This is a genomic window from Porphyrobacter sp. MBR-49, assembly GCF_053628655.1.
Genome location: NZ_JBRJGU010000002.1, coordinates 317,501 through 338,639 on the forward strand (window position 1 = coordinate 317,501; position 21,139 = coordinate 338,639).

Consider the following 21,139-nt stretch of genomic DNA (forward strand, 5'->3'; position numbering starts at 1 on the left):
TGAGCTGCAAGGAGCCAATACCTGCTGTCAAACGTAATGGATACGAATGAACATGCTTATCATCCGGACAGGCGTGGAGCCCGTGATCGGATGTGGCATCGGCTTAAATTAACCGGTTACCGGAGCCTTGAGGTCCCCGGACCGGGCGCCGTCGCCCACATGTCCCTTCATCAAAAACCAACAATGTCAAAGAGCCACCAGACAGTAATAGCGGACAGCGATGGTTTCCCCGATTTACACCGGGGGACCGGCTATCCGTTTATGTTGGCGACCGAGCGTTGCGGTGGCGGTTGAAGCCGTCAGCGCCGCGTCGGTGAGGGGCATATATGGGCGACCTCAGATTCGGTCAACGGGTTTTTGCAATTTTATTTCAACGCAGCGAAAGCACGTTGATTCTATTGTAATTTTCTACCATTTCTGGTTTCATCTTGGTTGTCACATGCGGCAAAGGCACCCTTGCAGCGGGCAAATCTTCCCTGATTCAGGGACGAAACCGCGACTTGCGGGCTCAATAGAGCCGAAGAAAGCATCGTTCTCGACCATAAGCCGGGGCGCGATCACGAATCGCCGCTGCGATGTGCTCCCGGTCTGGTTTGGGCCGCAGCTCAACTAGTGGTAGTATCACCGCAACGGAGCAGGCCAATAGCGCCGCGCCGTAGTGGAGAGTGCAATGATCGTGCGGAACATGGCGGCATTGGCCGCGCTGGTGTGCAGCGCAACTGCGTTGGCGGAAAACCCGGCTTCGCTTGAGGCGCAGACCCCTGTGGCTGGCACCACCTTGGTCGATCCGGCGGCCGAGGTGCTCGCACTCCAGCAGGAACGCTACCGCCGGTTCACCCTGCCTGTGATGGTCGACGGCAGCGGCCCCTATGCCTTCATGATCGACACCGGCAGCGAAGCGACCGCAATCACGCATGAGATTCGCGCCGCGCTCAACCTGGCTCCGGCGGGCACGGCAATGCTGGTTGGCATGGCCAGCCGCCGGATGGTGGACCTGGCCAGCGTTGACCGGATCGACTTCGGCAGCAACAGCTTCACCGATTTCGTCGCCCCGGTGCTGATGCGCGAACATGTCGGAGCGGACGGGATCATCGGACTGGATGCCTTGCAGGATTTCCGTGTGCTGATTGATTTCCGCAATCACACGATTGCAGTCGAGGATGCCGCCGCCAAGCAGAGCAACCGCGGGTTCGAGATCATCGTGAGGGCGCGGCAGGAATTGGGCCAGCTCCTGATTACCAATGCGCTGGTCGAAGGCGTGCGTGCGACCGTCATTATCGACACCGGCGCACAATCGAGCCTGGGCAACATCGCCCTGCGCGAACGCATCCGGGCCAAACGCGCGCAGGCGGTTGTCACCACTGACGTCAATGGTGTTGATCTGATCGGCCAACTTGCGGTCGTCCGATCGCTCAGCATTCAGGGTCTGGCGCTCAACGATGTGCCGCTGACCTTTGCCGATACCCCGGCCTTTGCCGCGCTGGGCTTTACCAACAAGCCGGTTTTATCGCTGGGGATGCAGCATCTGGCGCTGTTTGACCGGGTGGCGATCGACTTCAACCGCCAGCGCGTGCTGTTTGACGTGCCGCGCGATGTCGCCAGAGCGATGCGCGAGGCGAAGCGATCAGGGGCATACAGGTCGGACTTCTAAGCCGCCTGCCTTGCGGGATGCGCCCCTTGCGCCCACATGATGGCGCGACATGCCACCTGATAAAGACCAGCCAGCCGATCCCCTCATTCGCGCCCGTGATGCCGAAAGCTGGGCGACGCTGCGGCGGTTCCTGCCGTACCTGTGGCCAAAGGATGATCCGGGGCTGAAGCTGCGGATCGTGATCGCAATGGCGTTGGTGCTGGCGGCCAAGGGCGTAATGCTGGCGCTGCCCTTTGCCTATAAGGGCGCGGTGGATGCGATGTCGGGTTCGGGGTCGGGTTCGGGTTCGGGGGCCGGGACGGTCGATGCGGGCCTTACCGTCGCGCTGGCGCTGGTGGTGGCCTATGCGCTGGGGCGCTTTACTGCGGTGGCTTTCGACAATCTGCGCAATATCGCGTTTGAACGGGTCGGCCAGCAGGCGACGCTGAATCTGGCGGAGGATGTGTTCGCCCGCCTGCACCGCCTGTCGCTGCGTTTCCACCTCGCGCGGCGCACCGGCGAAGTCACCAAGATCATCGAACGCGGCACCAAAAGCATCGATCAGATGCTGTATTTCCTGCTGTTCAACATTGCGCCGACGATCATCGAGCTGATCGCGGTCGGGATCATCTTCTACATCAATTTCGGGATCGAGCTGGTTGCGGCGACTGCGGTGACGGTGGTGGCCTATGTCTGGGTGACGCGCGCGATCACCGAATGGCGCACCAAATTGCGGCGCGAGATGAATGACCTTGATGGCAAGGCGCTGCACCGCGCGGTTGATTCGCTGCTGAATTACGAAACGGTGAAGTATTTCGGCGCCGAGGCGCGCGAGGAAGCCCGCTATGCCAGCGCCGCGCGCGCCTATGCCGAAGCGGCGATCAAGTCGGAAAACTCGGTTGGCCTGCTCAACATGGCCCAATCGGCGATCACCAACGGGCTGGTGGCGGTCGCGATGGCCTATACCGTGTGGGGGTGGAGCAAGGGCACCTTCACCGTCGGCGATCTCGTGCTGGTCAACACCATTCTGATCCAGCTGTTCCGTCCGCTGGACGTGCTGGGCTGGGTCTATCGCACCATCCGGCAGGGCTTGATCGACATGGCCGAAATGTTCCGGCTGATCGATACCGATATCGAGGTGAAGGATGCCCCCGGCGCGCCCGCGCTGATCGTGCGCAGGCCGACGGTGGCGTTCGACAATGTCAGTTTTGGCTATGATCCGGGGCGCACGATCCTGCGCGGCCTCAGCTTTGAAGTGCCCGCCGGATCGTCGCTCGCCATCGTCGGGCCTTCTGGCGCGGGCAAGAGCACGATCGGGCGGCTGTTGTTCCGGTTCTATGATCCGACGCAAGGCCGGGTGCTGGTGGGGGGTGAGGATATTGCCACCGTTACGCAGGCGAGCGTGCGCGCCGCGATCGGCATTGTTCCGCAGGATTCGGTGCTGTTCAACGAAAACCTCGCCTACAACATCGCCTATGGGGCAAAGGACGCGGATCAGGCGATGATCGAACAGGCCGCGCGCGATGCCGCGCTGACCCCGCTGATCGAACGCCTGCCGGATCGCTATGATACGATGGTGGGCGAACGCGGACTGAAATTGTCGGGCGGAGAGAAACAGCGCGTCGCCATCGCGCGCACATTGGTGAAGAACCCGCCGATCCTGCTGCTGGATGAGGCCACCAGCGCCTTGGACAGCCGCACCGAACAGGAAATCCTCGGCACGCTGAAACGCATCGCCAGGGGGCGCACCACGATTGCGATTGCCCACCGGCTGTCGACGATTGCCGATGCGGATCGCATTATCGTGCTGGATCACGGCCAGATGGTGGAAAGCGGCAGCCACACCAGCCTGCTCGGCCAAGCCGGGCTGTATGCCGATATGTGGGCGCGCCAGGCGAATGAACAGCGCGAGAATGATCCCACCGCCGCAGTCGAAGCGGCGGAGTAACGGGTCGCGAGGCTGATAAATCCGTAAACCACCACACCAAAGCTGATTGACGTAAGGTAAGAAGCAGGTAAGTCTTATTTCCTCTTTGAGGAGGACGCGTGTGGCCCTTATTCGGTGTACTGACTGCTCAAAGGAAATTTCAGACAAGGCTTCTTCTTGCCCCAATTGCGGAGCACCTGTTGATGCTGCCAACGCAATTCCAGCACCAGATAGACTGGGGTTCGAGGACGGCGAATTCGTTGGAACCTCAGCGCAACTGGTAGAGTTGGCAAAGAAGGCAATCGGGCGTCTGAACTACCGGGTTGATAGTGCCGACGCCTCTTCAGGAACCGTGTCATTCACCACCGGAGTTACAATGGGATCGTGGTCCGGCGTTTCAGGCACAGTTTCATGGGAAGAGACATCACCGTACCACTTCAAGGTGGTTGGTCATGGCAAGCAAAACGTAAAAGGCGGACAGGTTGTCGCGATCAACCTCTTCGATGAAGCGAACGGAAAAACGAAAAATGTAATCGATGAGATGCAACGATTGGCTTGCGGAGGCTCAGAAAATGACCCGCCAGCTTCATCTTGTTTGGTACTCTTATTCGTGATCTCGGGTTTTGCTCTGGGCGGAGGAGTTCTAGCATCAAAGCTAGTCTCGTGAAGGCGGCAGTCTTTCCAGCGCACTGACATAACCGCGCACCATTGCCTGCTTTGCCGCGCGCGGTTAGTCCTTTCTCCATTCCTACACCGGAGAGAGAGCCAACAATGCGCCATGCCCGACTGCCACTGCGCCTGACCGCCCTGCTGCTTGCCGGCGCCGCCGTTCCCGCTGCTGCCCAAGATGCCGCCGCCCCTGCCGCGCCCGCTGTGCCGATCCCCGCCGCGATGACGGCTGAGGATATGCCGCCGATCCCGCTTGCCTTGGCCGAGCGCGCGCGCCCCTATCTCGAAGCGCGCGGCGCAGGCTTTGCCGGATGGGATCCGAACGCCCGCGCAGTGCTGATCTCCACCCGCTTTGCCAATGTCAGCCAGCTCCATCGGGTCGAGATGCCGCTGGGCGCGCGCACCCAGATCAGTTTCGAAGCCGAGCCGGTGAGCGGAGGCTATGCGCCGGGCAAGGGCGACATTATTCTGGTGACCAAGGATCGCGGCGGGGATGAATATTTTCAGCTCCACACCCTGAAAGATGGCCGGCTGACCTTGCTGACCGACGGCAAGAGCCGCAACGGGCTGAATGCCTGGAGCAAGGACGGCGAACTGATCGGCTATAGCTCAACCGCGCGCAACGGGGTGGATGCCGATCTTTACGTGATGAACCCGCGCGATCCGGCCTCGGCGCGGATGGTGCATGAAAGCCAGGGTGGCGGCTGGGCCATCGTCGCCTTTGCCGCTGACAAGCAGACCGCCATCGTCATCGATTATAATTCGGTCCAGGATCTTGATCCCTACCTGCTCGATCTGACGAGCGGCGCGATGGTTCCGATTGGCAATCCGGCGGCAGAGATTGCCTATGGCGGGCTGGAAATCGCGCCCGATGGCACGTTGTGGGTAACAAGCGATCAAGGATCCGATTTTCAACGCTTGGGTCGTCTAGACCCCCTCTCGGGTGCCTTTAGCCATGTTTCACGTGAAACATGGGACATCGACAGCTTCGACATTTCGGACGATGGCAAGACCATCGCCTATGTGGTGAACGAGGCTGGTTCCGACCGGCTGCGGCTGCTGGATGTGGCCAGCGGCACAGTCACCAAAGTCGATGCCCTGCCCGCTGGTCAGATCGGCGGGTTGGAGTTTGCCCCGTGGGGCGAGATCGGCTTTTCGTTCTCCTCGGCCAAAAGCGCGGCGGACGTATGGTCGCTCGATCCCAAGACGATGGCGCTAACCCGCTGGACGCAAAGCGAGACCGGCGGGCTGGACGCGGGCGTGAATGTCGAACCGCGGATCGTGACCACCCAAAGCTTTGACGGGCTGGAGGTATCGGGCCTGCTCTATCTGCCCGATCCGGTGAAGTTCCCCGGCAAACGCCCGCTGATCGTTTCTGTCCACGGCGGGCCTGAAGCGCAGAGCACCGCCGGGTTCATGGGGCGCAACAACTACTATCTCAACGAATTGGGCATCGGGATATTCTACCCCAATGTGCGCGGATCGACCGGCTATGGCAAAACCTTCGTCAGCCTCGACAATGGCCCGTTCAAGCGCGAAGATTCGGTGCGCGACATGGAGGCGTTGATTGACGCAGTGCGCAAGGATGCAGCGGTAGATGCGGCGCGCGTCGGCCTCAGCGGCGGATCATATGGCGGCTATATGTGCTATGCCGCTGCGGTGCAGATGAAGGACAAGCTGACCGCGACGCAGTGCACCGTCGCGATCAGCAATTTCGTCAGCTTCCTCGAAAACACCAACCCCTACCGGCAAGACTTGCGCCGCGTGGAATATGGTGACGAGCGCGATCCGGTGCAGCGCGCCAAGCTGACCGAGATCAGCCCGCTGACCCGCGTGAACGCAATCGAAAAGCCGATGTTCGTGATCACCGGCGCCAATGATCCGCGCGTGCCCAAATCCGAAGCCGATCAGATGGTCGCCGCGATCCGTGCCAATGGCGGCGAGGCATGGCATCTGGTCGCCGCCGATGAAGGTCACGGTTTCCGCAAGAAGGCCAATTCGGATTACGCCTTCCTCGCGCAACTGGCGTTCTGGGAAAAGCACCTGCTGGGGAAATGATCGCACGCGGCCCTCACCCCGTTCAGGGGAGAGGGCCGCGACGGTCACAGGATATATTTGCTGAGGTCGGTGTCGCCCGCCAAGTCTGCCAGCTTGTCGCGCACATAGGCAGCGTCAATCGTCACTGTTTCGCCCTTCAAGTCCTCAGCTTCAAAGCTGACTTCTTCAAGCAACCGCTCCATCACCGTCTGCAATCGCCGCGCGCCGATATTTTCGACGCTGGCGTTCACCTGCGCGGCGATGTGGGCGATTTCAGCGACGGCATCCTCGGTAATGTCGAGCGTCACGTCTTCTGTGCCGAGCAGCGCCTTGTATTGCGCCACCAGATTGGCGCGCGTTTCGGACAGGATGCGCACGAAATCCGCCTCGGTCAGCGCGCGCAGTTCGACCCGGATCGGCAAGCGGCCCTGCAATTCGGGAAGCATATCGGATGGCTTGGCGACGTGGAACGCGCCTGATGCGATGAACAATACGTGGTCGGTTTTCATCGGCCCATGCTTGGTTGCCACCGTGGTGCCTTCGATCAGCGGGAGCAGATCGCGCTGCACCCCTTCGCGCGACACCGAGCCCCCGCGCACATCGGAAACCGCGATCTTGTCGATCTCATCAAGGAACACGATCCCGCTGGTTTCGGCATTGGCGAGCGCCGCGCGCGCGACATCATCCTGATCCAGCCGCTTGTCCGCTTCCTCGTCCACCAGCCGGTCCCACGCATCGGGCACGCGCAATTTCTGGCGGCGGGTGGCTTTGCGGCCCAGCGCCTTGCCCATCATATCAGACAGGTCGATCATCCCGATCTGCCCGCCCATATTGCCCATATCAAACGGGGCAGACGGGCCATCGGCAACCTCGATCTCGACCTCGACGTCATTCATCGCGTTCTGCACGATCCTCTGGCGAAAGCTGGCCCGCGTCGCTTCGGAGGCATTGTCGCCCACCAGCGCGGTCAGCAGCCGCTCCATCGCGGCATCGGACGCTGCCTCGCGCACGGCTTCGCGGCGGCGTTCCTTTTCCAGCCGGATCGCTTCTTCAACCAGATCGCGGGCAATCTGTTCGACATCGCGCCCGACATAGCCGACTTCGGTGAACTTGGTCGCTTCAACCTTGATGAACGGGGCCTCGGCCAGCTTCGCCAGACGGCGGCTGATTTCGGTTTTGCCGCAGCCCGTCGGCCCGATCATCAGGATGTTCTTGGGCGTCACCTCGTCACGCAAATCCGCACCGAGCCGCTGGCGCCGCCAGCGGTTGCGCAGCGCCACAGCAACCGCGCGCTTGGCGTCCTGCTGGCCGATGATGTGTTCATCAAGCGCGGCGACGATGGCTTTGGGGGTAAGGTTGTCGGTCATTTTTCGAGTTCGTCATTCCGGCGAAGGCCGGAAACCAGTGTCCGGCGTTGCGATACTGGGCCCCGGCCTGCGCCGGGGTGACGGATGTGTGCTAAACGGTTTCAACCGTCAGATTACCATTGGTGAAGACGCAGATATCCGCCGCAACCGCCATGGCCTTGCGCGCGATCACTTCAGCGTCGCTTTCATAATCGGCAAGTGCACGCGCGGCGGCGAGCGCGAAGTTGCCGCCCGATCCGATCGCGGCAATTTCGCCCACTGGCTCCAGCACATCGCCATTGCCAGTCAGCACAAGCAGCGTGTCGGCATCAGCAACGATCATCAAGGCTTCGAGATTGCGCAGGTATTTGTCGGTGCGCCAGTCCTTGGCGAGTTCTACCGCCGCACGCATCAACTGGCCCGAATGCTGTTCCAGCTTTTTCTCAAGCCGCTCGAACAGGGTGAAAGCATCCGCCGTCGCCCCGGCGAACCCCGCCACGACGCTGCCATCACCAATGCGGCGCACCTTGCGCGCATTGGGTTTCATCACGGTGTTGCCCATCGACACCTGCCCATCGCCCGCGATCACGGTTTTGCCGCCGCGCCGCACGCCGATGATGGTGGTGCCGTGCCACTGGATAAGGCCGTGGCTCGCCGGATCACTTGTCATGATCCCGAATATGGCGCGCCTGTCCGCAGGATCAAGCGCGCTTGTGGCAAAGACCTATGGCCCGCCCGGCCCGCCGCCACCCGGCAGCCCGCCACCGACCTGACCAATATTGCCGAACAGGTCTTCCAGGAACCCGCGCTCACGCCCAAGCGTCGGGGTTTTGTTACCATTGGGATCGAGGAAGACCACCTTGTCCACCCCGCTGCGGTTCACGCTGATTACGCGGCCCGCATCGTCAAACTGCACCGCCAGAACGGTGTGTTCGCGGATTTTCGGGCTGTTGAATGGGCGCTGGCCGGTAATGCTGGAAACGTAATACCACGTCGGCGTGCCGAACTGACTGGTGAAGGTGGGGCGCCCCAGCGTTCCTTCGACCGATTGCTGGTTATCGATCCGCGGCTGAATCGCGTTGGTCAGCATCGGATCGACGATATAACCGCGCGATTCGCGGATCGAAGAACACGCCGGAAGCGTGGCCGCCATCGCGGCCAGCAACACGACTGCCTTGATCCTGCGCGCGCCGGATTTCATTACGCCTGCGTCTTTCATCTGCGCCAAACCGTGTTCGTCCCGTCCTGTGTCGCGCGTTTGCGCTTTTGTCCCTTGGGGGATGCGCTTTAAGGGGCTAGGCGCAAGCTTGCAACGCACCATATGGCAAAGCGGTGGCGCAGGCGGCCTGAACTGCGGTTGAACTGCGCTTGGGCGCATCCGCATGATGGGGGTTTGCGTAACAAATGCGGTGCGATTGCGCCTGCGATGATCCGATTTTGAACGTGCGAAAGGCCCGTAAAGCATGTCCTTCCTCTCCCGCCTGCTCGGCACTGCCCCCGACCCGCGTGAAAGCGTGCGTCCGCTGTGGCACCGCGTGATCGAACTGGCGCGCGACCCGGCCTATTATACCGAATGCGGTGTGGCCGATTCGATTGCCGGGCGGTTCGACATGATTACCGCTGTGCTCAGCACCGTGATGGTGCGGATCGAAGCGTCCGAAATGCGATCTGAAAGCGCGTTGCTGGCGGAATTATTCGTCGAGGATATGGACGGGCAATTGCGCGAATTCGGGGTAAATGACGTGGTGGTGGGCAAACGCATCGGCAAGCTGATGAGCGTGCTCGGCGGCAGGCTGGGCGCCTATCGCAACGCATTGAACGCGGGCGATCTGGAAAAGCTGGCCAGTGCGGTGCAGCGCAACGTGACCTTTGCCGACGGGTCGGATGAGACGGCGAGCGCGGACATGGTCGCCGAACGGTTGATGCAGCTGTCGCAGCGGCTCACCCGGTTCAGCGACGACGATATGCTCAAAGCGAGCGCGATCGAATGAGCGCGCCTCCATCTTCCGTCACGCCCCCATCCGAACTGACCCGCATGGTCAAGGCGCGGCCCCTGCCCGCCGATCCGGTGGTGATTGAGGCCAGCGCCGAGGAGCGCGCTGCGCTGGCGGCACGGTTCGGGCTGGGCGCAGTGCAGAGCCTGCGGGCCGAAGTGACGCTCGACCAAAAAGCCCGCGCGATCCGGGCGACCGGGCGGCTGCGGGCCAAACTCATGCAGCCCTGCGCGATTTCAGCCGAGGATTTCCCGGTCAGCATCGATGTCCCGGTCGACCTGCGCTTCGTCGAAGGCAGCGGCCGGCCGATGACCGAGGACGAAGCACTGGAAATCGAACTCGAAGCCGATGATTGCGACGAAATCGCCTTTACCGGCGAAATGTTCGACCTGGGCGAAGCGGTGGCGCAGACACTCGGCCTCGCGATTGATCCCTACGCCGAAGGGCCGAATGCCGGAGCCGCGCGCAAAGCCGCAGGGATCGTGGCCGAGGGCGAGCAGGACGGGCCGATGGCGGAAATGCTGGCGGCGCTGAAGAAGGATTAGGCGGAACGTCCGCTTTTGGGTGGCGCGATATTCGCCAAGAATGGCGGGGATTGGGTGGTTTGTTGCCGGTCCGCTATTCGAACACCAGTTTGGCGCGACTTGAACTATCTCTTGATGTCTGGTTCACCGAACACTATGTCCGGTAAACCAGACACGGAGTTCCTCGGTCGATGCCACGAAGTATCATTACCGCATGCGGTGCGTTAGCCTTCGGTGTCCTGCTTGCCCTAGCTTCCCTGCATTTGAATTTCCCCATGGGATGGATCGGTGCGCTAGCTCTCGTGACATGGACTGCGTGGGCATGGCGGCGATGGGCAACGCTGGAAAAAACGACCGGATTGGAGCCGGGTGCTCCCGAGAGAAATGTGCGTTTCTATGCTGTGGGGACGGCACTACTTTTTGGTCACCTGATTGCGACGCTCGCTTATCCGGACATAGACTTTCACGTCGGTCACGGAAATTATCTGGCAATAGATTCGTGGACAATACTGGCGACGATGATCGTCGTGAGCTTTGCAGTGAGCAAGGCAGGCAATATCCGCGATGAGCGCGACGAAACGATCATAGCGCGCGGGACAAAGGCGGGCTTTGTGTCCTTGATCGCAGGGTTGGTCATATTTTCGTTTGTGATGGCATTTTTTCCGCCAGTTCAGGGAAAATCGCTGACACTTTTCATGGCCGGAAATATTCAAATTGCGATAGTTGTTGCATCTTTGCTGATCAAATATGCGACCCAACTGATCGAATATGCCAAAGATACGAATGCTGCGAGCGCGATTGGTCCTGACGAATGACTACCCTCCAGATCGGCAATAACATTCGCCGGTTCCGCTTTGACCAAGCGGAAATGACCCAGGCGCAACTCGCTGAAATCGTGGGCGTCACACGCCAAACAATCGTTGCTCTGGAAACGGGCCGATATGCTCCATCTCTGGAACTGGCCATGAAATTGGCGGCTGCATTCGGGTGCACTGTGGACGCTTTGTTTTTCTGGAAAGACCCGGAATTTGGGCGCGCAGACGCGCAGTCCCACATCAACAAGGATTCATGATGACCAAGTCAATTAAGTTCCTAAAATGGGCAGGTATTTCGATATCTGCGCTGATCGCGGTTGCAGTTGGTATTTACGCCTATCTGGTAATCAGCTTTGATGATCAAACGCTGCCGGAAAACCATGGCAGAGTGAATACAGAGCTTTTTCTGGGTGAGGGTGATAATCAACCTCTGATTGTCGGCTTCGGCGGTGCCGAAGGCGGTAATGCTTGGGCAAGCGACGTTTGGAAAGAGCAGCGCGACGCGTTCATCGCGCAGGGATACGCATTCCTGGCGGTGGCGTATTTTGGTGAGCAGGGAACTCCAGAAAATCTTGACCGCATTGCTTTGGAAGGCGTCCACCAAGCAATTCGCGATGCCGCCAATAAGCCGAAGATAAACGGAGAATGCGTCGCCCTGATTGGCGGTTCCAAGGGCGCAGAATTGGCCCTGCTTCTTGGAAGCCACTATTCCGATATTGATGCCGTTGTCGCCATAGTGCCGGGCAATGCAGTATACCCTGGGGTCACCATTGCAATGAATACGCCGTCATTTACCTTGAATAGAGAGAATTTGCCTTTTGTGCCAATGCCCACAAGCGCAACATGGCCGCTGATCAAGGGAGACTTGAGGGCTGTTTGGGAAGAGATGCTGAAAAATCAGAAAGCCGTGGATGCCGCTTCAATCGAAGTCGAGAAAATTAGCGGTCCGGTGTTTTTCTTGTCTGCGACCAAGGATGAATTCTGGCCATCAACGGAGATGTCTGCCTCGATGGTGGAGCGCCTCGAGGGGAACGGATTTCCATATTATTTCGAACATCTTGCAATTGAGGGCGGGCATAATGCACCGCTTGATCACTTCGATGTCGTTGAGCGGTTTCTCGCCAATAATTTCTTGCAAGGCGATTCATCTGGCTGTTCGGAGGCGCCATAGGTTCCAAGAGTAGGACATGAACGAACCTTGCACGGCCTTGGCTTGACGACCGACTTGGCGTCGCAAGCCGAACGGCAGGAATTTCCTCAACCGGGACGATTGTGTTGAAAAACCCGGCGCTGAGATCGCTGCTGGCGCGATCAGGGAGGGCGCGCAGAGGCTTCGCCCCCGCTTATGCGGGGGTTGGGGTGGCTGGCATCAGGATCAGCGTGGCCATTTTCCGAAGGTTTTGGGCGGCGGCGGCGGTGGTGGAACGCTGTTGGCTGCGAGCGCCGCAGCAAAAAGTTCTGAAAGCACGATAACCCCGCGATAAGCCACACCCGATCAGCGCTAGAGCTACCATGCCTTAAGCGCTTAAGTCAAAACGGAATATCATCATCCAGATCGTCATAGCCGCCACCCGAACCGCTGCCCGCGCCGCCTGAAGAACCGCCGCCCGCAGAGCCGCCGCTCTGATCCCAGTCGCCGCTACTGCCGCCTGCTGCTGCGCCGCCGCCATAGCCGCTCGCGCTGCCGCCCGAACGCCCACCACCGCCGCCGCCCTGCGCGCCATCAAGCATGGTCAGCGTGCCGCCGAGGCCTTGAATGACGATCTCGGTGCTGTAACGATCCTGCCCGCTTTGATCCTGCCATTTGCGGGTTTGCAGCTTGCCTTCGACGAAGACCTTGCTGCCCTTTTTGAGGTAGCGTTCGACCACGCCGACCAGCCCTTCGGAAAAGATCGCGACCGTGTGCCACTCGGTCTTTTCCTTGCGTTCACCGGTCTGGCGATCCTTCCACGTTTCCGATGTGGCGATCCGCAGATTGGCGACCTTGCCGCCGTTCTGAAAACTGCGAATTTCGGGATCGGCCCCCAGATTGCCGATCAGCATGACCTTGTTGAGCGAACCCGCCATCGAAACGTCCCTTCCCGTCAAAAACTTGCGCGCGCGAATGCGCGACTCTTGCGAGCGTCATAGGACATCAAAGCGGGCGAGACGACAAGCCCCGTGGGCTAATCCCCGAATTACCTTGCCGGATAGCGCAATCGGCCGAGAAACCGCGTCAGGCTCGGCAATTCGCGGTCTTTGTTCAGAAACTGGGCCTTGGCCTTTTCAAACCGCATCACCCCGTCAATCCGGCGGTCAAGGAAAGCGTGGGTATCGGCTTTGTCTTCGCTGTCATCATTCACGAAAACCGCCAGCGTGGCTGAATAGATGCCCGCAAGGATCGCGCGCTTGGTGTAGTGGTTGTAATCGGTCGCGGTGTCGCCCGCCAGCCGCCACATGATATCGGCCGACCGCCATCCCAGCTTTAGCGCGCGCGGCGCGTTCTGCGGCTGCGCCATTACCGCCAGCGCGCGGCGCACGGCTTCGTCAATATGCGCCACCGCGTCCAGCCGGAACGCGACCAGCGTGCGGATGCGTTCGCGGATTTTCAGCGTCGCCAGCCGATCGGCGGGCCATTGCGCCGCCATTGCTGCATCGACACTAGTGATCCACGCTTCGATCATGTCCATCGGCTTTGCGCCGGGGAAGGCGAGCCGGGCAATATCGACATCGCACCCGGCCATTTCCGCCGCCGCAATCAGCGCGGTTTCGTTCCAGCCGTCGAAGATCGCCGAGGCGGCAATATCGGGGGCGAGTGCGACGCGCAGTTCATCCAGCGTCAGGTCGGAAAAATCGGTGGTGGCCATATCAGAACGATGGCCCGTAATCGCGCTTTGGCCCTGCCTCTTCGCGCTTGGTGTCAGCATTGGTGAATTCCTGCTTCATCAGCGTATTGCCGCTCATCAACTCCATGTAATCGCGCGCGGAACGCCCGGAATTATCGTTGTGGTCAGGATCGGCGCCCTGTTCCAGCAGCACCCGCACCAGCGCCACATTGCGCGAATGCACGGCGGCGATCAGCGGGGTTTCCCCGGTCTGATCGCTGACATTGACACTCGCCCCGCCCTTGATCAGCGCTTCGACCCCTTCGGTAAAGCCCATCGATGTCGCCAGTTGCAGCGGGGTCACGCCTTTCTTGTTGCGGATATTGGGATCGGCCCCGCGCTGCAGCAGGAACCGGATCCACAACACGTCGCTGCGCGCGACCACGATATGCAGGCCGGTTTCACCTGAGGTGATATCGCGGGTGTTGACAATAGTGCTGCCCGGCTTGTTGAGCATGTCGGTGACCTCTTCCCCTTCACGATCCTTGACCGCTTCGAGGAACTTGTACCCCTCAGACTGGAACTGCGCTGCAGCAGGAACGCCCAGCGCCACCACGATTATCGGCGCCAGTATCGCCATGATTGCACTGGCAATCGCGCGGCGAGCGCTTAATTTGCGCAAAACAACGGCCGTCACGGTTTGATCCTTTCGCATTACCTGTCACACATCTGGTGTGTATAGCGGGAGTGGGCAAGCCTCGTTCCCTTCGCAAGCCAACAGTTAGCAGAGCATGAACCGTATCAACAAGCCTTCCGCCACATTCGCCCTTCTGATCGCTGGCGCGCTGGCGCTGGCGGGCTGCAATGCCGCCGCGCCTGATGCTGAACCGCCACTGGCGGGCGCAGCCATCGGCGGCGATTTTGCGCTCACCGCCAGCGATGGGCGCACCGTCAAGTGGGACGATTTTGCCGACAAATACCGCGTTGTCTATTTCGGCTATGCCTTTTGCCCCGATATCTGCCCCACCGACATGCAGCGCGTCGCGCAGGGGCTGAAGGTGCTGAAGGCGAGTGATCCCGCCAAGGCGGCAAAGATCCAACCGATCTTCATCACCATCGACCCCGAACGTGATACGCCGCAGGTGGTGGGCGAATTCGCCGCCGCGTTCTCGCCCGACATCATCGGGTTGACCGGCACCCCCGATCAGATCGCCGCTGCGGCCAAAACGTTCAAGGTGTTCTATGCCAAGGGCGAAGTGGTTGAAGGCGGCGGATACCTCGTCGATCATTCCGCTATCACTTACCTGTTCGGCCCCAAGGGCGAACCGCTGGCGACGCTGCCAACCGATCAAGGCGCCGATGCGGTGGCGGCGGAACTGGACAAATGGGTGAATTGAGAGAGCATTTCTGGGAGCTGCCCTTGGGCGAGCTGACCCGGCCCGAATGGGAAGCGCTGTGCGATGGCTGCGGGCGCTGCTGCCTACACAAGATCGAAGACGAAGACACTGGCGAAATCGTCGACACCAACATTGCCTGCCGCCTGCTGGATACCGGCACGGCGCAGTGCAGCGATTACCGCAACCGCAAGGCCTTCGTCCCCGATTGCCTGCGGTTGACGCTGCGGATTGTCGAACAGGTGAGCTGGCTGCCATCCACCTGCGCCTATCGTCTGCGCGCCGATGGCCGCCCGCTGCCAGGCTGGCATTATCTGATCAGCGGTGATCGTGATGCGGTGCGCCGGTTGGGCGTATCGGTGGTGGGCCGGGTGGTGAGCGAGGTCGACGCCGGGCCGCTGGAACATCACATCGTTGAATGGCCTTCACCGCGACATGACCGCCCGATGCTTGAGGAGGACGCCGAAGCGTGATCGACTGGCTGCGCCGCCCTGCCTTGGATGCCGCAATCGAGCTTGGCGGCAAACGCCTTCCGATCGTGCTCAAGCGGCAGCATAATGCCCGGAGGCTGACCTTGCGGCTCGCCCCCGATGGCAACGAAGTGCGCGTTACTCTGCCCGCCTGGGCCGAAGGGCGCGAGGCGATTGCCTTTGCCCATGCCCGCAGCGATTGGCTGGCTAGCCAACTGGCAAAGCTGCCTGCCCGCGCTGTGCCCGAACCGGGGGGCGAGGTTCGCTATCGCGGCACCGCACTGCGGCTGACGTGGGAGGCCAAAGCCCCGCGCCGCCCTGAAATCACGGGCGAGGCTTTGCGTATCGGTGGGCCGCAGACCGGGCTGGAGACGCGCCTGCGCCGCTGGCTTGAGGCCGAGGGACTGCGCCTCGCCCAAGCCGACATGCACGAATATTGCGCTGCCGCCGGGCTGGAACCGGTGCCCGTTGGCCTCACCCGCGCTCAGCGCCGCTGGGGATCATGTTCGGACAAAAGCCGCATCCGCATCAATTGGCGGCTGGTGCAGGCCCCCGATCACGTCCGCCGGTCGGTGGTGGCGCACGAAGTCGCGCATCTGGTGCACTTCGATCACAGTCCCGCGTTCCATGCGTTGCTGGCACGCATCTTCGAAGGCGAGATTGCGGCGGCTGACCGCTGGTTAAAGGAACATGGGCGCGGGCTTTATTCGGCGTTCGGATAAGAGACAGGTTTTGCGTTCGGGCGGACGCCTCCCTATAATGGGCTGATGCTGTCCAATTCCCGCTTCAACCCAGCCCCCGGCCTCGCCGATTTCTGGAACGAGTTCCGGCGGCCCAATCCCTATCGCTGGCCCATTCTGGTGCTGTCGATCATGCCGGTGGCGGTGATCCTGTATTGGGCGATGGGCACCACGGTTTACAAGGACCCCGAACGGCCAACGATCACCTATATCACCACGGTCGACCCGGCGCGCAGTGACGCGGAAATCGCCGCTGAAAACCTCGCCAACCAAGAGGTCAAAGACCTGCGCGCGGCTGAGCTTGCCCGGATCGCGCAGCGCAAGCGTGAAATGTACAAGGCGCTGGGCGCGGCCGCAGGGATGGATGTCGAAGAGATAGAGCGCAAGGCCGATGCCGAGCGCGCTGCCGAAGAAGCTGCGAGGGCCAAGCGCCGCGAAGAACTGCTTCAACAGGCTGGCAGGTCGGCTGACACCAGCAGCGAAGGTGCTGAGCAATAGCCGCCAGCGCGCTTCCGACCGATCACGACTGGATGGCCGCCGCCGCGCGGTTGTCGCTGCGCGCCCGCCCGCTGTCGCGCCCCAACCCCGGCGTCGCCGCGTTGGTGGTGCACCGGGGCCGGGTGGCGGCGCACGGGTGGACGGCGGCAGGCGGGCGGCCCCATGCCGAGGCAACGGCGCTGGCGGGGCTGGCCCCGGACGTGCTCGCGCAGGCGACGCTTTACGTCACACTTGAACCTTGCGCGCACCAATCAGCGCGCGGCCCGGCCTGCGCCGACCTGATCGTCGCGGCCAAACCCGCCCGCGTGGTGATTGGACAGCGCGACCCCGATCCGCGCACCGCGGGTCAGGGCATCGCCCGGCTGGAAGCGGCGGGGATTGCGGTGGGGTTGCTCAATGATGCAACCTCTGCCGCCAGCCTTGCCGGGTTTCTGACCCGCCAGCACTCCGGGCGGCCGTGGGTCACGCTCAAGCTCGCCACATCGCTCGATGGCTGCATCGCGCTGGCTGATGGCACCAGCCGCTGGATCACCGGAGAGGCCGCGCGCGCGCACGTCCATGCGATCCGCGCGCAGCATGATGCGATTCTGGTGGGCGGCGGGACGTGGCGTGCGGACGCGCCGCGCCTTGATGTTCGCCTGCCGGGGCTGGAAGCGCGCTCGCCAAGGCGGGTAGTGCTGACGCGCGGGCCAGCGCCCGAAGGCGTCACCGCGATTGCCGCGCCGCAGGACATCGCGGGGCTTGATGGCGCGCTCTATTGCTATGTCGAAGGCGGGGGCGAGACGGCAGCGGCTTTCCTCGCAGCTGATCTGGTGGACGAACTGCATCTTTACCGCGCGCCAATCCTGATCGGCGATGGCCGCCGCAGCTTGGGCGGGCTGGGGCTGGCGAGCCTTGCTGATGCGCATGGCCGCTGGCGCTTGCGCGATCAGCGCAAGCTTGGCAGCGACACCTTCACGGCCTATCTGCGCGGCCGAGCTTAACGAGGAACCCAGCCCCATGTTCACCGGCATCGTCACCGCCATCGGCACCATCGCATCCGCCGAACAACGCGGCGACCTGCGGCTGCGGATCACCGCCCCGCTCGACCCAGCGCGGATCGATATCGGCGCATCGATTGCCTTTTCGGGCGTGTGTCTGACGGTGGTGGAGCGCGGCGGAACTGCGGGCGATGCGTGGTTCGATGTCGATCTGTCCGGCGAAAGCATCAGCCGCACCGTGCCCGGCATGTGGGCGGTGGGTGCCAGGCTCAACCTTGAACCCTCGTTGCGGCTGGGTGACGAGTTGGGCGGACACATAGTCACCGGCCATGTCGATTCGGTCGGCACGGTTGTGCTGGTGCGGCAGGAAGGCGGCAGCTGGCAGGTCGCCATCCGCGCACGCGCCGAAATGGCCCCGTTCATCGCGGAAAAAGGCTCGATCACGGTCAACGGCGTATCGCTGACCGTAAACGACGTGCGCGACCGGGACGATGGCACTTGCGATTTCCTGCTCAACATCATTCCCCACACCGCCGTCGTGACGACGCTGGGTCAGTTGGCGGTGGACGACAAGGTCAACCTCGAGATTGACGTGCTGGCGCGCTATTTGAAGCGGATGCAATCGCTCGCAGCGGCGGGTTAAGGTCAGCGAAGAACCGATATTCGGGCGCGATCTGGCTGTCTTTGGCGGCTGGGCATGTGGTGCATCGCTGCAACGATCAGTCCTTGAAATGTGTGAGCGATTCCAGCGTCCATTGTTGGGCTTTCGGTAATGTGACAATCTGACTGCGTGAAGGCCTGCGCATTAAGCTACGCATCAAGAAAGCGGGCCGAATAATATCTATGCTTGGGGAGAGCATCCATGAAAGTTGCCAACGCATCCAACAAGTTCCTTCGCGGCCTGCTCTTGGCCGGCACAGCTTCAGCCTTCTGGGCAAGCCCGGCATTGGCACAGCAGAATGCTTCGGGTTCCGCCGAAAGCGGTGATAATGCTTCGGGCAATGTGATCATCGTTACCGCGACAAAACGCGATACCACAATTCAGGATGTGCCCTTTTCGATCAACGCACAGACGCAGGAAGACATTCAGAAATCCGGCGCAGTGACGCTGGAGGATTTGTCGCGTAACGTGGCGGGTCTGACGATCCAGAATTTGGGGCCTGGGCAAAGCCAGGTTTCGGTTCGCGGTATTTCTGCCGGGCAGGTGGTGCGCGATCAGCCCGGCGTGAAGGAACAGGTCGGCGTCTATCTTGATGAATCGGTCATTTCGCTATCGCTGTTTACGCCCGACCTTGATCTGTTTGATCTCAACCGGGTTGAAACCCTGCGCGGTCCGCAGGGCACCTTGTTCGGTTCCGGTTCGATGGGCGGCACGATCCGCTATATCTCGAACCAGCCAAAACTGGGGGTGACAGAAGGTCTGGTCGAAGCTGACATCAACGCGATTGATGGCGGCAACGCAGGCGGCAGCTTCAAGGCTGCGGTCAATCTGCCGCTGAGTGATATCGCGGCGGTCCGCGCGGTGGGTTACTATACCCGCTATGCCGGGTTTGTTGATGCCGCTGGCCCGGGTGGGGGCAAGAATGTCAATGATGGGGAGCGTTACGGCGGCAGGCTGGCGCTGACCGTGGAGCCGACCGACAATATTTCGATTACCCCGCGCGTTATCTATCAGAAGATTTCGGTAAACGGGTTCAACCGGCAGGAAACCTTCAATCTTTTTGCCAACCCTTTTACCACCAGCCGGCCCCCGCAACAGCTTGGCAAGCGTGAACAATTCCTGTTGCTGAAAGAGGATTTTGAGGACGAAACCTTCATCGCCGATCTGACGGTGCGGATCGGGCTTGGTAATGTCGATCTCACCTCGGTAACATCCTATACCAATCGCGATATTCTGGTCAGCCGCGATGCCAGTGCGCTCAGCGGTTCCGTTTCGGTTGATCTTGGCTTCCCCGACGAAGCAGTGCTGCTGCCGTCTAACCTGCGCGACACCACTGACCTGGAAACCTTCACGCAAGAAATTCGTCTCGCGTCCGATTATGATGGCCCGTTCCAGTGGTTGATCGGCGGTTTCTATTCCGATGTGCAGCGCAATTACATGCAGCGCCTGCCAACTCCCGGTTATGACGCATTTACCGATGCGGTGCTGGGCGCGGGCACTTCGGCGGCGGTAGCCAACGGCTTTCCGGCGGATTCGCCGTTCAATTCGGATCTTCCGTTCGATATCGAACAGACTGCGGTGTTTGGCGAAGTGAGCTACGAAATCACCGAGAAGCTGACCTTTACTGCGGGCGGGCGTTATTACGATTTTGATGAAATCCGCACCATCACCACCGGCGGCCTGTTCGCCAATGGTGATACTGGCGTAGTAGATCGCACCGCATCGGATGGCTTTACCCCGCGTTTTCTGCTGAGCTACGCCGCCAGCCCTGATGTTTCGATCAATGCTCAGGTGTCGCAAGGCTTCCGGCTTGGCGGCGTCAATGATCCGCTCAACACCCCGCTTTGCAATGCGGAGGACCTTGCCCTGTTTGGCGGATTTCAGGATTATGACGACGAAAAGCTATGGAACTACGAACTGGGTGTGAAGACGCAGGGCAATGGCTTCACCTTCAACGCTGCTGCCTTTTATAATGATATCAACAACCTTCAGACAACTTTGGATGCCGGTAGCTGTTCATCGCGGATTGTGTTCAACGTGCCTGATGCACACACCGCCGGGGTGGAAGCCGAAGTCGGGGTCACCCCGTTTGACGGCCTCAAGATCAATCTGAGCGGCAGCTACATCGAGGCTGAATTTGACAGCACGCTTCCTGGTGTGCTGGCTGGCGCAACCGGCATTCGCGATGGCAATCGCCTGCCTTCGGTGCCCAAATTCCAGTTTTCAGCCAATGGCAGCTATGAATGGGCTGTTGGCGCATCGACCACGGCGTTTGTGACGGGCTCTGTCCAGCATGTCGGATCGCGCTTCACCCAGCCTTCCGATCAGGAAGACAACCCGCGCACCTTTGTTCACGGATTGCCGTTTGCAGGGATGCCTGCCGATGCCGCGACAACGATTGACCTGAAATTGCCTGATTACCAATTGGTCAATTTAAGCGCCGGGGTCGAACTTGATAGCGGGCTATCACTGACCGCCTATGTCGACAACGTGTTCGATGAAAACGCGCTGCTGTCGTTCGATCGCGAACGCGGCGGACGCGCACGGCTTGGGTTCAATATCGGCCAGCCGCGCACCTTTGGGGTGACTGCGCGTCAGAAGTTCTGATTATCAAGTAAGATACTGTGCGCAACCGGGGCGATCTGCAAAT

At 60.9% G+C, this 21,139-nt stretch carries 22 protein-coding genes; 16 read left to right on the forward strand and 6 right to left on the reverse strand.

Features of this window, described 5'->3' with window-relative positions; all coding sequences use genetic code 11:
• Positions 1 to 670: 670 nt before the first annotated feature.
• From ACSSV3_RS03765 to ACSSV3_RS03780, 4 genes are all read left to right on the forward strand, one after another.
• Positions 671 to 1,651, forward strand: a complete 981-nt coding sequence (locus tag ACSSV3_RS03765; RefSeq protein WP_354323854.1) for a retroviral-like aspartic protease family protein — start codon at positions 671 to 673, stop codon at positions 1,649 to 1,651.
• 49 nt (positions 1,652 to 1,700) lie between these two features.
• Positions 1,701 to 3,578: an ABCB family ABC transporter ATP-binding protein/permease gene (locus tag ACSSV3_RS03770; protein WP_354323855.1), complete on the forward strand. Its 1,878-nt coding sequence runs from the start codon at positions 1,701 to 1,703 to the stop codon at positions 3,576 to 3,578.
• Between the two features lie 100 nt (positions 3,579 to 3,678).
• Complete coding sequence (locus ACSSV3_RS03775) at positions 3,679 to 4,224, forward strand: zinc ribbon domain-containing protein (protein WP_354323857.1); 546 nt, start codon at positions 3,679 to 3,681, stop codon at positions 4,222 to 4,224.
• Between the two features lie 104 nt (positions 4,225 to 4,328).
• On the forward strand, positions 4,329 to 6,284 hold the full coding sequence (locus tag ACSSV3_RS03780; RefSeq protein ID WP_354323858.1) for a S9 family peptidase: 1,956 nt from the start codon (positions 4,329 to 4,331) through the stop codon (positions 6,282 to 6,284).
• 44 nt (positions 6,285 to 6,328) lie between these two features.
• On the opposite strand, the gene hslU is transcribed toward ACSSV3_RS03780, so the two are convergent.
• From hslU to ACSSV3_RS03795, 3 genes are all read right to left on the reverse strand, one after another.
• The gene (gene hslU / locus ACSSV3_RS03785; protein ID WP_354323859.1) at positions 6,329 to 7,630 is read right to left on the reverse strand and encodes an ATP-dependent protease ATPase subunit HslU; all 1,302 of its coding nucleotides are present in this window, start codon (positions 7,628 to 7,630) and stop codon (positions 6,329 to 6,331) included.
• Between the two features lie 91 nt (positions 7,631 to 7,721).
• Positions 7,722 to 8,279 (reverse strand): ATP-dependent protease subunit HslV, encoded by a 558-nt coding sequence (hslV, locus tag ACSSV3_RS03790; protein ID WP_354323861.1) that lies wholly within the window; start codon positions 8,277 to 8,279, stop codon positions 7,722 to 7,724.
• Between the two features lie 54 nt (positions 8,280 to 8,333).
• Positions 8,334 to 8,828, reverse strand: coding sequence for an outer membrane protein assembly factor BamE (locus tag ACSSV3_RS03795; RefSeq protein WP_354323863.1), 495 nt, complete (start codon positions 8,826 to 8,828; stop codon positions 8,334 to 8,336).
• A gap of 244 nt (positions 8,829 to 9,072) precedes the next feature.
• Here ACSSV3_RS03795 and ACSSV3_RS03800 point away from each other — a divergent pair, with 244 nt between their 5' ends.
• The 5 genes from ACSSV3_RS03800 (at position 9,073) to ACSSV3_RS03820 (ending at position 12,113) form a co-directional block, all read left to right on the forward strand.
• Positions 9,073 to 9,600: a ubiquinol-cytochrome C chaperone family protein gene (locus ACSSV3_RS03800; protein ID WP_354323865.1), complete on the forward strand. Its 528-nt coding sequence runs from the start codon at positions 9,073 to 9,075 to the stop codon at positions 9,598 to 9,600.
• Positions 9,597 to 10,148, forward strand: coding sequence for a YceD family protein (locus ACSSV3_RS03805; protein WP_354323867.1), 552 nt, complete (start codon positions 9,597 to 9,599; stop codon positions 10,146 to 10,148). The genes ACSSV3_RS03800 and ACSSV3_RS03805 overlap by 4 nt, the downstream gene beginning before the upstream one ends.
• A 254-nt stretch (positions 10,149 to 10,402) precedes the next feature.
• Positions 10,403 to 10,942: a hypothetical protein gene (locus ACSSV3_RS03810; RefSeq protein WP_354323869.1), complete on the forward strand. Its 540-nt coding sequence runs from the start codon at positions 10,403 to 10,405 to the stop codon at positions 10,940 to 10,942.
• Positions 10,939 to 11,199, forward strand: coding sequence for a helix-turn-helix transcriptional regulator (locus ACSSV3_RS03815; protein ID WP_354323870.1), 261 nt, complete (start codon positions 10,939 to 10,941; stop codon positions 11,197 to 11,199). Before ACSSV3_RS03810 ends, ACSSV3_RS03815 begins: the two co-directional genes overlap by 4 nt.
• A complete protein-coding gene (locus ACSSV3_RS03820; protein WP_354323872.1) occupies positions 11,196 to 12,113 on the forward strand; it encodes an acyl-CoA thioester hydrolase/BAAT C-terminal domain-containing protein in 918 nt (305 codons plus the stop codon). Before ACSSV3_RS03815 ends, ACSSV3_RS03820 begins: the two co-directional genes overlap by 4 nt.
• Before the next feature lie 359 nt (positions 12,114 to 12,472).
• Here ACSSV3_RS03820 and ssb read toward each other — a convergent pair whose 3' ends face one another.
• From ssb to ACSSV3_RS03835, 3 genes are all read right to left on the reverse strand, one after another.
• Entirely contained in the window at positions 12,473 to 13,009 is a 537-nt protein-coding gene (gene ssb, locus ACSSV3_RS03825) for a single-stranded DNA-binding protein (protein WP_354323874.1), read from the reverse strand.
• Between the two features lie 110 nt (positions 13,010 to 13,119).
• Positions 13,120 to 13,788, reverse strand: coding sequence for a COQ9 family protein (locus tag ACSSV3_RS03830; protein ID WP_354323875.1), 669 nt, complete (start codon positions 13,786 to 13,788; stop codon positions 13,120 to 13,122).
• A 1-nt stretch (position 13,789) separates the two neighbouring features.
• Positions 13,790 to 14,443 carry an ankyrin repeat domain-containing protein gene (locus tag ACSSV3_RS03835; RefSeq protein WP_354323877.1) on the reverse strand — a complete coding sequence of 218 codons (654 nt, stop codon included), beginning with the start codon at positions 14,441 to 14,443 and terminating at the stop codon, positions 13,790 to 13,792.
• 94 nt (positions 14,444 to 14,537) lie between these two features.
• Here ACSSV3_RS03835 and ACSSV3_RS03840 point away from each other — a divergent pair, with 94 nt between their 5' ends.
• From ACSSV3_RS03840 to ACSSV3_RS03870, 7 genes are all read left to right on the forward strand, one after another.
• Positions 14,538 to 15,143 carry an SCO family protein gene (locus ACSSV3_RS03840; RefSeq protein WP_354323879.1) on the forward strand — a complete coding sequence of 202 codons (606 nt, stop codon included), beginning with the start codon at positions 14,538 to 14,540 and terminating at the stop codon, positions 15,141 to 15,143.
• A complete protein-coding gene (locus ACSSV3_RS03845; protein WP_354323881.1) occupies positions 15,131 to 15,613 on the forward strand; it encodes a YcgN family cysteine cluster protein in 483 nt (160 codons plus the stop codon). Before ACSSV3_RS03840 ends, ACSSV3_RS03845 begins: the two co-directional genes overlap by 13 nt.
• Complete coding sequence (locus ACSSV3_RS03850) at positions 15,610 to 16,332, forward strand: M48 family metallopeptidase (RefSeq protein WP_354323882.1); 723 nt, start codon at positions 15,610 to 15,612, stop codon at positions 16,330 to 16,332. The genes ACSSV3_RS03845 and ACSSV3_RS03850 overlap by 4 nt, the downstream gene beginning before the upstream one ends.
• Positions 16,333 to 16,377: 45 nt before the next feature.
• Positions 16,378 to 16,848 (forward strand): hypothetical protein, encoded by a 471-nt coding sequence (locus ACSSV3_RS03855; RefSeq protein WP_354323884.1) that lies wholly within the window; start codon positions 16,378 to 16,380, stop codon positions 16,846 to 16,848.
• Positions 16,845 to 17,831 (forward strand): bifunctional diaminohydroxyphosphoribosylaminopyrimidine deaminase/5-amino-6-(5-phosphoribosylamino)uracil reductase RibD, encoded by a 987-nt coding sequence (gene ribD, locus ACSSV3_RS03860; protein WP_354324096.1) that lies wholly within the window; start codon positions 16,845 to 16,847, stop codon positions 17,829 to 17,831. Before ACSSV3_RS03855 ends, ribD begins: the two co-directional genes overlap by 4 nt.
• A 16-nt stretch (positions 17,832 to 17,847) precedes the next feature.
• Positions 17,848 to 18,471, forward strand: a complete 624-nt coding sequence (locus ACSSV3_RS03865) for a riboflavin synthase (protein WP_354323886.1) — start codon at positions 17,848 to 17,850, stop codon at positions 18,469 to 18,471.
• 219 nt (positions 18,472 to 18,690) lie between these two features.
• A complete protein-coding gene (locus tag ACSSV3_RS03870; protein WP_354323888.1) occupies positions 18,691 to 21,096 on the forward strand; it encodes a TonB-dependent receptor in 2,406 nt (801 codons plus the stop codon).
• Positions 21,097 to 21,139: the final 43 nt, after the last annotated feature.